This is a genomic window from Anoxybacillus sp. (assembly GCF_036834105.1).
GTDB lineage: Bacteria > Bacillota > Bacilli > Bacillales > Anoxybacillaceae > Anoxybacillus.
The window spans coordinates 1-13,976 of the sequence record NZ_DAITON010000059.1; the positions used below are offsets into that span (position 1 = coordinate 1).

15 protein-coding genes are annotated in these 13,976 nt (G+C 43.0%); 3 read left to right on the forward strand and 12 right to left on the reverse strand.

All coding sequences use genetic code 11. The annotated features are described in order from the left end of the window. Positions 1-251: 251 nt before the first annotated feature. Positions 252-521, reverse strand: a complete 270-nt coding sequence (locus tag V7Z64_RS07440; RefSeq protein ID WP_003395192.1) for a UPF0223 family protein — start codon at positions 519-521, stop codon at positions 252-254. Between the two features lie 31 nt (positions 522-552). Then, positions 553-1,512: an NAD(P)H-dependent flavin oxidoreductase gene (locus V7Z64_RS07445; protein ID WP_297991349.1), complete on the reverse strand. Its 960-nt coding sequence runs from the start codon at positions 1,510-1,512 to the stop codon at positions 553-555. 185 nt (positions 1,513-1,697) lie between these two features. Between V7Z64_RS07445 and V7Z64_RS07450 the strand changes: the two genes are divergently transcribed. Next, positions 1,698-3,167 carry an aminotransferase class I/II-fold pyridoxal phosphate-dependent enzyme gene (locus V7Z64_RS07450; protein WP_297991351.1) on the forward strand — a complete coding sequence of 490 codons (1,470 nt, stop codon included), beginning with the start codon at positions 1,698-1,700 and terminating at the stop codon, positions 3,165-3,167. 89 nt (positions 3,168-3,256) lie between these two features. On the opposite strand, the gene V7Z64_RS07455 is transcribed toward V7Z64_RS07450, so the two are convergent. Then, positions 3,257-3,370 (reverse strand): GapA-binding peptide SR1P, encoded by a 114-nt coding sequence (locus V7Z64_RS07455; protein ID WP_003395198.1) that lies wholly within the window; start codon positions 3,368-3,370, stop codon positions 3,257-3,259. Between the two features lie 131 nt (positions 3,371-3,501). Continuing rightward, positions 3,502-3,801: a DUF3055 domain-containing protein gene (locus V7Z64_RS07460; RefSeq protein ID WP_003395200.1), complete on the reverse strand. Its 300-nt coding sequence runs from the start codon at positions 3,799-3,801 to the stop codon at positions 3,502-3,504. A 126-nt stretch (positions 3,802-3,927) separates the two neighbouring features. Between V7Z64_RS07460 and V7Z64_RS07465 the strand changes: the two genes are divergently transcribed. Continuing rightward, entirely contained in the window at positions 3,928-4,308 is a 381-nt protein-coding gene (locus tag V7Z64_RS07465; RefSeq protein WP_297991354.1) for a DUF1885 family protein, read from the forward strand. Here the strand turns inward: V7Z64_RS07465 and V7Z64_RS07470 are convergent. The 5 genes from V7Z64_RS07470 to pdhA all read right to left on the reverse strand — a co-directional run bounded on the left by V7Z64_RS07470 (position 4,296) and on the right by pdhA (position 9,451). Then, complete coding sequence (locus V7Z64_RS07470; RefSeq protein WP_297991356.1) at positions 4,296-4,532, reverse strand: hypothetical protein; 237 nt, start codon at positions 4,530-4,532, stop codon at positions 4,296-4,298. The two genes, V7Z64_RS07465 and V7Z64_RS07470, sit on opposite strands and share 13 nt — an antisense overlap. 79 nt (positions 4,533-4,611) lie before the next feature. Further along, positions 4,612-6,024, reverse strand: coding sequence for a dihydrolipoyl dehydrogenase (gene lpdA, locus V7Z64_RS07475; RefSeq protein WP_297991358.1), 1,413 nt, complete (start codon positions 6,022-6,024; stop codon positions 4,612-4,614). A 4-nt stretch (positions 6,025-6,028) separates the two neighbouring features. Then, on the reverse strand, positions 6,029-7,315 hold the full coding sequence (locus V7Z64_RS07480; protein ID WP_297991360.1) for a dihydrolipoamide acetyltransferase family protein: 1,287 nt from the start codon (positions 7,313-7,315) through the stop codon (positions 6,029-6,031). A gap of 48 nt (positions 7,316-7,363) precedes the next feature. Further along, complete coding sequence (locus V7Z64_RS07485) at positions 7,364-8,341, reverse strand: alpha-ketoacid dehydrogenase subunit beta (RefSeq protein WP_003396595.1); 978 nt, start codon at positions 8,339-8,341, stop codon at positions 7,364-7,366. A 3-nt stretch (positions 8,342-8,344) separates the two neighbouring features. Then, a complete protein-coding gene (gene pdhA / locus V7Z64_RS07490; RefSeq protein ID WP_297991362.1) occupies positions 8,345-9,451 on the reverse strand; it encodes a pyruvate dehydrogenase (acetyl-transferring) E1 component subunit alpha in 1,107 nt (368 codons plus the stop codon). Between the two features lie 379 nt (positions 9,452-9,830). On the opposite strand from pdhA, the gene def reads away from it, so the two are divergent. After that, positions 9,831-10,385, forward strand: coding sequence for a peptide deformylase (gene def, locus V7Z64_RS07495; protein WP_297991364.1), 555 nt, complete (start codon positions 9,831-9,833; stop codon positions 10,383-10,385). A 33-nt stretch (positions 10,386-10,418) separates the two neighbouring features. Here def and V7Z64_RS07500 read toward each other — a convergent pair whose 3' ends face one another. The 3 genes from V7Z64_RS07500 to V7Z64_RS07510 form a co-directional block, all read right to left on the reverse strand. Continuing rightward, positions 10,419-11,195, reverse strand: a complete 777-nt coding sequence (locus tag V7Z64_RS07500; protein WP_297991366.1) for a Cof-type HAD-IIB family hydrolase — start codon at positions 11,193-11,195, stop codon at positions 10,419-10,421. Positions 11,196-11,688: 493 nt separating this feature from the next. Further along, on the reverse strand, positions 11,689-12,594 hold the full coding sequence (locus V7Z64_RS07505; protein WP_297991368.1) for a hypothetical protein: 906 nt from the start codon (positions 12,592-12,594) through the stop codon (positions 11,689-11,691). A 49-nt stretch (positions 12,595-12,643) separates the two neighbouring features. Next, positions 12,644-13,684 carry a hypothetical protein gene (locus tag V7Z64_RS07510; RefSeq protein ID WP_297991370.1) on the reverse strand — a complete coding sequence of 347 codons (1,041 nt, stop codon included), beginning with the start codon at positions 13,682-13,684 and terminating at the stop codon, positions 12,644-12,646. Between the last annotated feature and the right edge of the window lie 292 nt (positions 13,685-13,976).

Consider the following 13,976-nt stretch of genomic DNA (forward strand, 5'->3'; position numbering starts at 1 on the left):
TTCTTGGCGTAATTTTTCTAATTTTCGTTTACATTCATTTTTTTTCGCTTCGTTATTTTCTAACATCGCTTCATAAAGGGTGGCTAATTCGTAGTCTACTTCGAGCTTTAATACTTTGATTCGTCGTTCTCCATCCATTCTTTTCAATCCATCGGCAGTTTTTCGCATATCGTGCACCCCTTCCGTTTTGAAGTCTTTTTTTGAATATTTTCTTTTTTACATACTATGTAACGGAAAGGGGATATGCAACTTTACATGTTCACAATATCTCCGTTGGACAACTCTTTTACTTTTTTCATCGTTTTATATGGCGAATAGCCGCTTACTTTCTCAAATTCGTCGCACAGTTTTCGTTCTTCCGCTTTGCTTGGGACGATTTGTTTAAAGCGACGATATAAGTTCATCAGCTGTTCTCGCGCAATGCCTTGTTCGTACGCTTGTTCAATTCCTTCGTAAAATTTAATAACGTCAATGATTTCTTCTGTCGACCAGCTGTAATCAATCGGATACGCATATTTCATGATGTTCACCTTTCTTTGTTTGCTCTCTGTTTTAGTTTGCCCAACGTGTGCGAATTTGTTCCGCCTCGTTGATCATGCGCGTAAAAAGTTCGTCCACGCTCGGTACATCGCGAATAAGCCCGATCACTTGTCCCGCCCATGCAAATCCTTCTTCCGTATTGCCGTCGTAAATAAACCGCTTATTCGCTTGTCCGCTAATGTACTCTTTTAACTGTTCGTATCCTTTCCCCTCTTGTTCAAACTGTAAAATTTTTTCCGTCCACTCGTTTAACAAGGCGCGGGCAGGGGCACCGAGACTTCGTTTAATGACGACGGTATCACTTTCTGTGCGTTCCACAAGCATTTGTTTATACACAGGATGCGCATGAATGCATTCTTTCGTCGCAATAAAGCGCGTGCCCATCTCGATTCCTTCCGCACCGAGCGCTAAGGCGGCCATCAGCCCGCGACCGTCTCCGATCCCCCCTGAAGCGATGACCGGAATCGATACACAATCGACGACGCGCGGCACTAACACGAACGTCCCGATATCATGTTTACCGAGATGTCCACCCCCTTCTTGTCCGACGACCATAACAGCATCTGCGCCTAATTGTTCCGCCTTCACCGCTTGACGTACGGCGGCTACGAGCACAAGTTTTTTCACCGGCACGCCTTGTAACCGCTCAAAAATCGGCGCAGGGTTTCCACCTGTCATCGAAATGACCGGCACCTGTTCTTCGATCGCTACGTCAAGCATGTGCGCAAACGGACGCCCATGTTGCCCGATCGCAAAATTGACCCCGAACGGTTTATCCGTTTTTTCACGCACTTTTTTAATTTCTTCGCGCAGCTCATCAGGCGTCCCGAGCGACATCGCCGTAATTTGTCCTAGCCCCCCGGCATTCGATACCGCAGCCGCTAAATCAGCATATGCTAAATACGCTAAACCTCCTTGAATAATCGGATAACGAATGCCTAACAACTCCGTTACTCTCGTTTTCCAATTCACACTCCATTCCCCCTTTACTTTTTATCATTCTTCACACATAAAGAAAAGTCCTTCACAAACAATAAATGAAGAAACATACACCGTCTTTCATTTTTAAACAAAAAATCATCTTTGCAAACGTATGAAGAAGTGCTATAATTCACTTTGTTTTATGTAAATCCAAGTTAAAGAGGTGTACAGCGAAATTGTCACAGTATGAAACACCGTTATTTACCGGACTGTTAGAGCATATAAAGAAAAATCCGATTCAATTTCATATTCCTGGCCATAAAAAAGGAGCAGGAATGGACGAGCAGTTTCGCTCCTTTATTGGAGAAAATGCGTTAGCGATGGATTTAATTAACATCGGTCCGCTTGATGATTTACATCAGCCAAAAGGAATGATTAAACGGGCGCAACAGCTAGCAGCGGAAGCGTTTGGAGCGGACTATACGTTTTTCTCCGTTCAAGGAACGAGCGGGGCGATTATGACGATGGTCATGTCCGTCGCAGGACCTGGGGATAAAATTATCGTCCCGCGAAACGTGCATAAGTCTGTCATGTCAGCGATCGTTTTCTCAGGAGCGACACCGATTTTCGTTCATCCTGAAATCGATAAAGAGCTCGGCATTTCGCACGGCATTACACCCGAAGCGGTGGAAGCGGCATTAAAACAACATCCAGACGCTAAAGGGGTGCTCGTCATTAACCCGACGTATTTTGGCATCGCCGGCGACTTGAAACGCATCGTCGACATCGCCCATCGCTATCATGTTCCTGTCCTTGTCGATGAAGCGCATGGGGTGCATATTCACTTCCATGAAGAATTGCCGCTTTCTGCGATGCAAGCCGGGGCAGATATGTCAGCGACAAGCGTGCATAAGCTCGGCGGCTCGATGACGCAAAGTTCGATTTTAAACGTCAAAGAAGGGCTTGTGTCGGCAAAGCGAGTGCAAGCGATTTTAAGCATGTTAACGACGACGTCAACGTCTTATTTGCTGCTTGCTTCGCTTGATGTGGCGCGCAAAAGGCTTGCGACAGAAGGACATGAGCTTGCTGAACGAGCGATTCGCCTTGCAAATAAAACGCGCAAACAAATTAACGACATCGACTATTTATATTGCGTCGGAAAAGAAATTATCGGCACGAAAGCGACGTTTGACTACGATCCGACGAAGCTCATTATTTCTGTGAAAGAGCTTGGACTAACAGGCTATGAAGTAGAAAAATGGTTGCGTGAACGTTACAACATTGAAGTGGAGTTATCTGATTTATATAACATTTTATGTATTATTACACCTGGGGATACGGAACGCGAGACGAACATATTAGTCGATGCGCTTCGCCACTTATCAAACGAATTTCGCCATCAAGCAGAAGTCGGGAAAAAGCCGAAAGTGCTTTTACCTGACATTCCGATTCTTGCGCTTACGCCGCGCGATGCGTTTTATGCTGAAACGGAAGTCGTGCCGTTTGACGAGTCAGCCGGACGCATTATTGCTGAGTTTGTCATGGTTTATCCACCGGGCATTCCAATTTTTATTCCCGGTGAAATTATTACGGAAGAGAACTTAAACTACATTCGTAAAAATATAGAAGTCGGCTTGCCGGTGCAAGGCCCGGAAGACGATACGTTACAAACGTTGCGCGTCATTAAAGAACATCATAAACGATAAAAGCGGAGTGTAGCACTCCGCTTGTAAAAAAGAGACTGGCGAAAACCAGTCTCTTTTCTCTATATATTCTCCCCATCCCCCAAAGCTTATTATTCCTCGTCTTCACAATCGCACGTACAACATTGACCGTACAATACCGTTACTTTTTCATCTTCAAAATGATCAATCGTCGCATTGCATGTTTGACATACAATTGTACCCATCCCCGATAACCCCTTTTCGTTTGGAATGTTGAAAACGTTTTACTGATTTCATAATAATATGTCACATTTATTTTGTCAATAGGAATTAGTATGACATATTTAAACAAAAAAAGAGACGTATTTTACGCCTCTTACTCATATTGTTCAGCATAAGGTGTCGTTGGTAAAATGTCTGAGAAAAATTCGGCTAAATCTTCAGCTTGTTCTTTTGTGTCGATGCGAAATATTCGTTGTAAGTAATCGTGGTCTTCGATGTCTTTCGGGTCGAGGAGAGCTGAGCGGCCTGTTTGCATACAGATGACGAGCGGCTTGCCAAAAAACATGTTCGTATAGACGATGCCAAAATCGTAGCGAACGTCTTTTGTCGTAAAACCGACGAACCTTACTTTTACTTTCTCATGCTCATCATACAATTTTTCAAATACGTGCATACGATTCCCTCCTTCTAATAGATTAACATTCATTATACCGCATCATTTATATTTTCGCAATTATTTGTTTTTTTACATATGTACGTGATACAATGAAAGTGATTTCAACGTGTCGAGGTGAACAAAATGGGTTATACAGCTACCATTGAACTTGTCCCTGCATCAAAATGGGAGACGGTGACGTTAGAACAATGTAAGCAATTGCTTGAACAATTTCGCGATATCGCCCGCAAAACAGGCGAACAGCTCGGCTGGGGCTACGAACAGTCCGCTTTTCCATACGATATCGTCATAAACGAAGACCGCATCATCCTCGTCGGAAAAGATGCACGTTACTATATGATCGAATGCCGCATTCATGATCGGGCGGTCGAGTTCATCTTGCCGAAACAAGCGACGCACGGCGATAAAGGAAAAGCAAACGAGCTATGTAAATTTTTCGCTAAACAAATGGCAGGGAAGCTTCATTTATTTAACGGACGCATCATGTACTACTACAAACGATAAGCCCAGAACAGCTCACGGCAAAGAAAATAAATGGCGATCGTCAACAAGGTTGTCCAACATGCGCGCTTTTTCGTTAAATGAAAGCGAAGCGCAAGCAAAAAGGCTACATACATAAATATGACAAACAATAGCGCCTTAAAAATCAAATGATCGTGAGCCGATCTCCATTCAACGAGTGAAAATAAGCTCCAAATGAGTAGTTGAAGTAAAAAAACGATATACATGTTCATACACCCCTTACAACTATCATATGATCGAAAGGGAAAAAACATGAAAAAGAGGACGGCTAAGCCATCCTCTTTTTTATTTATTAATAATATGAATTGGGCTACCGAGCGCCACTTCTGCTGCTTCCATCGTAATTTCACCGAGCGTTGGATGCGCATGAATCGTCATCGCAATATCTTCTGCTGTCATGCCGGCTTCAATCGCTAAGCCGAGCTCTGCGATCATATCTGATGCGTTCGGTCCGACGATTTGCGCACCGATAATGACGCCATCGTCTTTCGTTAAGACGAGTTTTAAGAAGCCGTCTGTTTCGTTCAACGCAAGGGCACGGCCGTTTGCGCCAAACGGGAATTTGGCTGTAATGACGTCAATACCTTCTTCAATCGCTTGTTTTTCAAAATAACCGACAGAAGCACATTCAGGGTCGGAGAAGACAACGGCTGGAATTGCTAAATAATCAATTTCAGACGGATGACCTGCGATCGCTTCTGCCGCAATTTTCCCTTCGTATGATGCTTTATGCGCAAGCGGTGGACCTGCGACGACGTCACCGATCGCGTAAATGTTTGGCACGCTTGTGCGGCATTGTTTGTCGATTTCAATTAAACCGCGCTCTGTCATTTTCACGCCGATTTGTTCAAGTCCCATTTCTTCTGTGTTTGGACGGCGACCAACTGTAACGAGCACGTATTCTGCATCGATCGTTTTCGTTTCGCCATTGACTTCAAACGTCACTGTGACGCCATCTTCACGCTCTTCGACGCCTTTCGCGAGGGCGTTTGTGAAGACGTCAACGCCTTTTTTCTTCAAGCGGCGACGAACGACGGCACTCATTTGTTTTTCAAAGCCAGATAAAATTTCGTCTGCCCCTTCTAAAATGGTAATTTTCGTTCCGAAGTTCGCATACGCCGTTCCTAGCTCTGTACCGATGTAACCGCCGCCGATGACAACCATCGACTTTGGAATGTCAGACAAGTTGAGTGCGCCTGTCGAGTCAAGCACGCGCTTTGAAAATTTAAATGTTGGCAGCTCGATCGGACGAGAACCTGTTGCGATAATCGCGTTTTTAAATTTGTACGTTTGCGCGCTATTTTCCGTCATGACGCGAACGGTATTTTCGTCCACGAAATACGCTTCGCCGCGCACGATTTCAACTTTATTGCCTTTTAATAAACTTTCTACGCCACCTGTTAATTTTTTCACGACGCCCGCTTTCCATTGTTGCACTTTCGAGAAGTCAACTTTCACGTTTTCCGCGAAAATGCCCATATCTTGCGAGTGTGTCGCAATTTCATAACGGTGTCCGGCAGAAATGAGCGCCTTCGACGGAATACATCCAACGTTTAAGCACACACCGCCGAGGTTTCCTTTTTCAACGATCGTTACTTTTTGGCCGAGCTGCGCCGCACGAATCGCTGCGACGTAACCGCCAGGGCCTGCACCGACGACGAGAGTTTCTGTTTCAATTGCGAAATCGCCTACTACCATCGCATTACGCCTCCATTAACAATAATTCAGGATCGTTTAATAAACGTTTAATATGATTTAATGCGTTTTGTGCTGTTGCACCGTCGATCATGCGGTGATCGAAGCTTAACGACAACGCTAATACCGGAGCGATTACAATTTCGCCATCGCGCACGACCGGCTTTTCTGAAATGCGACCGATACCTAAAATCGCTACTTCCGGATGATTGATGACTGGTGTAAACCATTGACCACCTGCAGAACCGATGTTTGTAATTGTGCACGTTGCACCTTTCATTTCGTTTGGCATTAATTTACCTTCGCGCGCTTTTGTCGCAAGCTCGTTAATTTCTTTTGCGATCGCAAAAATCGATTTGCGGTCTGCGTGTTTAACAACTGGAACGAGCAAGCCTTTATCTGTGTCCGCTGCAATGCCGATGTTGTAGTAATGTTTATGAATAATTTCTTCTGTCGCATCGTCAATGGATGTGTTAAGCGCTGGGTATTCGCGAAGCGCAGACGTTAACGCTTTAACGACGTATGGCAAGAACGTTAACTTAATGCCTTTTTGCGCTGCGACATCTTTAAATTTCTTACGATGCGCAACGAGTTTTGTCACATCGACTTCGTCCATTAACGTGACGTGAGGGGCTGTATGTTTCGAGTTCACCATCGCTTTTGCAATTGCGCGACGAATGCCGCTCATTTTCTCGCGTGTTTCTGGGAACTCGCCTTCGAGCACGACCGGTTGTGCTGCTGGTGCCGCTTTTTGTTCTTGAACTGGCGCAGCTTTTTCTTCTGCCGGTTGTTTTGGCGCTTCCGCTTGCGGTGCTACGCCACCTGCTAAATAGGCGTCAATATCTTGTTTTAATACGCGGCCGTTTTTGCCCGTTCCTTGCACAAGACGAATGTCGACACCTTTTTCACGCGCATATTTGCGCACAGATGGCATCGCGATGACGCGTTTTTTCGGCTCCACGCTTTGTGCGGCTGGCTCTTGTTTGACTTCTTCTTTCTTTTCTTCTACTTTTGGCTCATCGCCATGATCGCCTTTAAACTTTAAGTTTTCGTATCCTGGCGCATCAAATTTAATTAACGTTTGTCCAACTGTCGCCACTGTTCCTTCGCTAACTAAAATTTCCAATACTTTTCCTTTGACTGGAGATGGAATTTCAACGACAGCTTTATCGTTTTGCACTTCGCAAAGCACATCGTCTTCGTTTACTTCATCGCCCGGCTTTACAAACCATTTGACAATTTCACCTTCGTGAATTCCTTCACCGATGTCCGGTAATTTAAATTCAAATGCCATGTATCTCAACCTCCTGTTTCTTAAATGTGGAGGGGAATGCCCCCTCCATTAGAACGTCATGACTTTTTTCACTGTTTCGATCACATCTTTAAAGTTCGGTAACCATACTGGCTCTGCTTGCGAGAACGGATATACCGTATCTGGTGCTGCAACGCGCAATACTGGCGCTTCAAGGCTAAGGATCGCGCGCTCATTAATTTCTGCTACGACGTTTGCCGCAATACCTGCTTGTTTTTGCGCTTCTTGTACGACGACAGCGCGACCTGTTTTTTCAACTGATGCGATAATCGTCTCAATGTCTAACGGCTGAACGGTACGTAAGTCAATGACTTCAACAGAAATACCTTCTTTTTCAAGCTCCGCTGCTGCTTTTAATGACTCGTGCACCATCGCACCGTACGTGATGACAGACACGTCTGTTCCTTCACGTTTTACGTCCGCTTTGCCGATCGGAATCGTATATTCGCCTTCTGGCACTTCTTGGCGGAATGAACGGTACAATTTCATATGCTCTAAGAAAATGACCGGATCGTTGTCGCGAATGGCTGAAATGAGTAACCCTTTCGCATCGTACGGCGTTGATGGGATGACAACTTTTAATCCTGGCTGTTGCGCAACAAGCCCTTCTAAGCTGTCAGCGTGCAACTCTGGCGTATGTACGCCACCACCAAACGGTGAACGAACAGTAATCGGCGCATGGAAACGTCCACCAGAACGATAGCGCATGCGCGCCATTTGACCAGAAATGGAATCCATCACTTCATATACGAAACCGAAAAACTGAATTTCAGGCACAGGACGGAATCCTTGTAACGCTAAACCGATCGCTAACCCGCCAATTCCTGATTCTGCAAGCGGTGTATCAAATACGCGATCTTCGCCAAACTCTGCTTGCAATCCTTCTGTCGCACGGAATACCCCGCCGTTTACACCGACGTCTTCACCAAACACGAGAACGTTCGGGTCTTTGCGCATTTCTACGCGCAACGCATCCGTGATTGCTTGAATCATTGTCATTTGCGCCATTGCTTATTTCGACTCCTTTTCTTTGTAGATTTCGTATTGTTCTTTTAAAAACGCAGGCATCTCTTCGTACATGATCGACATTAAGTCGGTTACTTTTTGTTTCGGTGTTTCGTCCGCTTTCTTAATCGCTTCTTTAATGTCTTCTTTCGCTTGTTCGATGACGCGATTTTCTTCTTCTTCGCTCCATAATCCTTTTTTTTCCAAAAACTTACGGAAACGAACGAGCGGATCTTTTTTCTCCCATTCATTTTCAAGCTCTTTTGAACGATAGCGTGTCGGATCGTCTCCTGCCATCGTATGTGGACCGTAACGGAAGCAAAGCGTCTCAATAAGCGTTGGACCTTCGCCGTTAATTGCACGCTCGCGAGCGTCACGCACCGCTACATATACAGCAAGCGGGTCCATACCGTCGACTTGAATGCCCGGAATACCAGCTGCCGCTGCTTTTTGCGCGATTGTTTTCGCCGCCGATTGTTTTTCGACTGGCGTTGAAATCGCGAAACGGTTGTTTTGAACGATAAAAATCGCTGGAGCGTTAAACGCGCCGGCGAAGTTAATTCCTTCGTAGAAGTCGCCTTGCGATGCACCGCCGTCACCTGTGTATGTAACTGCGACCGCTTTTTTGCCGCGCTTTTTCATGCCGAGCGCAACGCCGGCTGCTTGAATAATTTGCGCACCGATAATAATTTGCGGCGGCAACACGTTCACGTCTTCAGGAATTTGGTTGCCATGGAAATGACCGCGCGAGAATAAAAACGCTTGGTAAAGCGGTAAACCGTGCCAAATCATTTGCGGAACATCACGGTAGCCCGGTAAAATGAAGTCTTCTTTTTCTAGCGCGAAATGGCTCGCTAATTGGCTCGCCTCTTGTCCTGCTGTTGGCGCATAGAAGCCAAGACGTCCTTGACGGTTTAACGAAATGCAACGTTGGTCAAGCACGCGCGTATATACCATGCGGCGCATAAGCTCTTTCAATTGCTCATCCGTTAAGTTAGGCATCGCCGCTTCGTTTACGACTTCGCCTTCCTCGTTTAAAATTTGAAATGTCGGATACTGCTCAGCGACTTTTTCAAGTTGCTTTTTTACATCAAATAGGGGTTTTTTACCCATTTTGTTCACCTCATCCTTTCCTTTCGAAACGTAAAATGATGCACCTTTTAATTTGCCCAAAACGATTTGTTTTCACTACTGTTGTGTATCGAAAGCTGTATTAATGAACAAAGGTATTCGTATTAATACAACTGTTTTTTTACAACTTTAAGTTTACACCGTTCGACAACGCTCGTCAATCAGTTTGCTTTCACCGTTCTATATAAAAATGAAAATTAGAAATTTTTAACTGTGTTATGAATCTGTTATACTATTTTTTAAGCATCTGTATTATTTCTGTTTTACAACGTGTTTATACGTTTTACCTCGCGATTGCACTTTCAAAGCTAATCATTCATAATAAAAATGGTTTATATTGCGTGCAAGGAGTGAAAGCTACGTGATTACGATGAAAGATATTATTAAAGATGGCCATCCGACGTTACGAAAAGTCGCGGAAGAAGTGCCGCTTCCCCCGTCCGAAGAAGATCGCCGCATTTTAGCGAGTTTATTGGAATATGTGAAAATGAGCCAACAACCTGACGTTGCGAAAAAATATGGGCTTCGTCCGGGCATCGGCTTGGCTGCTCCGCAAATTAACGTGTCGAAGCGAATGATCGCGGTACATGTAACCGATGAAAAAGGCACGCTATATAGCTACGCGCTGTTTAACCCAAAAATTGTTAGTCATTCTGTCGAAATGTGTTATTTAACGAGCGGAGAAGGCTGTTTATCTGTAGACGAATCGATTCCTGGTTACGTGCCGCGCTATATGCGCATTACCGTTACGGGAACGACGCTTGAAGGCGAAACGGTGAAACTGCGCTTAAAAGGGCTTCCAGCGATCGTGTTTCAACATGAAATCGACCATTTAAACGGCGTAATGTTTTACGATCGGATAAATAAACAAAACCCTTACGACGTACCAGCTGGCGCCATTCCGATCGAACGGTAAAATAAACAAAAGGGCTTCCATGACGGAGCCCTTTTATTTTAATAAACCAAGGTGACGTAGTCCGAATAAAATACCATCTTCATCGACAGCTTTTGTCACAAAATCGGCCGCTCGTTTCGCTTCTTCATGCCCATTTCCCATCGCGACTCCTGTCCCGACAAAACGCAACATTTCCGTATCGTTTAATCCGTCGCCGAACGCATAGACGTGTTCGCGTCGAATGCCGAGCTCGTCAATCATTTTTTTAATCCCTTCTGCTTTCGAGCCACCATATGGCAATACATCGGTCGAAACAGCATGCCAACGAACGAAGTGAAACGTCGGAAACGACGTCACATACGGCTGTTCTTCTTCCGGCTTACAAAACAACAACGCTTGATAAATGTCATGATGTTCCGCATACGTTTCATCGTAAGGCGGGTGGGCAAACTTTAAGCTTCCCATGCTCTCATGAATGTACGGATGATCGGCGACACTTGCTCGCATCGTGTCGGCGTCCATAAAAATAAGCGGATGTTCGTTTGCATGCGCCATTTGTTTTAATGCGCCGAGCTGTTCCCGATCAAGCGGTTGATTGTAAATCACTTCCCCTTCAAAGACGACATATTGTCCGTTAAAGCTGACGAACGATTGAATATTTAACTCTTTTCGCAGCCATTCAAACATAAACGGCGCCCTTCCCGTTGCGATGGCTACATATACTCCTTGCTTTTTTAACGATTGCACCGCTTCATATGTCGATCGCGGCAGCTGTTTATCGTGATCTAACAACGTTCCATCAATATCAAAAAAGACGATTTTTCTCTCCATGCTTCTCTCTCCTCATTGCGAATCATAAGCGACGTCCATCAAATACACGATACCATATTTTTAGTGATGAAACAAAAAAGCGATCCGTCCCCCACTTATTCTCTTGAAGTGGGAACCTTCTCGCTAAAGACGATAAGTGAATTAGAAATCCCTTCACTACAAGTTATACTTGAACATTCGACATAGGCGTTTATAAAAAGCACAAAAAAATGGGCTCTTCACCGAAAGTTGTACTTTTTTACAACACTCTCTACTGACGTTTGTGAGAAACAATCAGCAAATTAATGATATTCTCACATTCTTATTCAGAAGCGCCCATCATTTGTCAAGTGTATGTTGTGGTGATGAACTAAAAAATTCATATTTTTCTATATACCGACACTTTCCAACCCGAACATTCATAGTACTTTCAGTTGTCGGGTTGCTAAATAGTTTTTCAAAAAGCACGGAAAGAAAAAGAGCGTTCCCTCGGGTTAAAAACATTATCCCCAACTTATTCGATTACAATTCGGATGATTGGAGACTTGAACATCACCATAGCATCATTCACATTCGCGTCGAGAACATCTTGAAAGGAAAACGGGTTACTTTTCTTCCATTTTTTATCATCATGTACATAAAATCCTTCAACATCAATATATTTATGCGTACGATCTGAAGGTACCATTTCAGCATACAAATAGCCGAAGTGTCGACTGTCTTCCTCGTTCAAAGAATTTCTCATCATATAACCAACAACGGAAGACTGATACGGCTTGTTATCATGTTTGGTGCTAATGCGAGCTGCGTCTCGATATGACTTATAAGAGCTGTAAAATTTATGATAATCTACAACTGCATTTTCCGTCGTCACCACTCCATAAAAATCCGTCTTCTTTTCTTTCGGGTCTATAAGCCACTTGTATGACAAGACGACAGCATATCGGTAATCTTCTGGATTTAGCAAAGAAACGGATATAGTTAGTTCCATCACTTTCTTTTTATGAATAGAGTAAATCGTAGATACGGTGCACAACATCTGCTTATGAAGATCACATCGGATGATTTGATGATCATTCTGTTTCCTAAAAATCTCCTGCAACGTTTGCTCATCGAGATCATTCCATTTATTTAACGAACTTTTATTTGTAAAGAAGTTCGTCTCCTTACTATTCATGTATCTTATCTCTTCTTTCGTCAGCCCTAACAAAAATAAATTCAAAATATCCTTGTTTTTTAACTGTCGATTAATGGTAGTATTCGCTTTTTCCGGTTCACTAACGAAACGCTCGACTTCTTCTTTACTAAAGCCTTGTCTTTTTTCATCCGAATGACGAACCTGTAAACTTATCTCCTGATGACCACAGCCAACTAGCATTATACACACCAAAAAACAACTGACAATCCGTTTCAACGGCACGCCACCCTTCACAACATATCTATTCACAGCAAACAGAAACCGTATCATCTCATCTTGTAAAAGAAACTGCAGCATTCGGAATTTGTGTATAATTTGTTGTTCCTGAAACAGAAATTGACGCTCCTAGCGGCAGCGACACACTAAACGATGAGTTCCATTCCGTCTTCATGTGAGTATAATTAGCATATGCGGAAGAGTTTGCTCCGGAACTCCATGAAAATTCAGCATACGTATATCCCGAATCGTCTTGTGCACGGATCCATTTTCCATTATACTGCCAAAATTCTTGATGGGAAGGAGAATTTCTATCTAGCTTATGGACATATCCTGTAGAAAATTTATATGTGGCACCGTTAAAATGTGAAGTTCTTCCGGCTACATAACCATAGTTATCATAGTACTTAGTTGTCCAACTCCCAAATATTGATTCATAGTCTACAGTCAAAGCCTCTTTATGTCCAGTTCCGAATAAGTCAACATACCGCTCATTAGAATCGTTAACCCAATCAAAATCGGATACAATTGCATATTTGGACGAACGGGTAACTGCAACAGTTAGTTTCACCATTGACGACGAGTTCGATCCCTTACAAGTGTTTCTTGGATCACATAAAGAGGTTGCTACGAAGTTCGAGTTACTTCCTATTTCTTTATAATATTCATCCCTCTGTTTTCTGTTTTTCTCAAACTCATATTTTGTGATAGGAATTAGTCCTCCATCATTCTCATCGATTTTGAAGTATGAAACGTTCACATCTATTAATTCAGGCTCTTTCATATTCTTAAAATGATCCCAGTCACTTAATGTAAAATCTTCAATTCGCTCCTTGGTAAATCCAAAATGAGCCAAAAATAAGATATCCTTCTTTTTCAGCTTCAAGTTTCTCACATCTTTGTTTTCAAAATTTATATCCGCTACATCAGACCTATTTGCTTTTAAGTCTCTAATATCCTCTGTAGAGAAACCCAGTAGTTCTAACATATCATCTACATTTTTACTACCGATTATTGTGCTAGCAAATGCTGAATTTGTGACAAACGAAACACAGAACATAACTAACATAAACAAGTTAAACAAAACCTTTTTCATTAAAACATCCCCTTATTGAATTGTATAATTTTTTAAAATTATAAAAAAAAAAGAAAAACGTCAATATATAAAGTTCATAAAGAGCCTTTCGCCATTTTCATTTTATGTAAACAAAACATGAATAAATTAAACTTTTTGATACATGGTAATTTAAGAAAACACCCCTCCCATCACGGAATTAATTAAATTATAGCATATTTTCCCATGCAAAATTTGTCGAGCATCTTCTTATAATAAATAATACTGTAGATGAGCAAATTTACTAACATAAATTTACAACCAAACAAAAAAA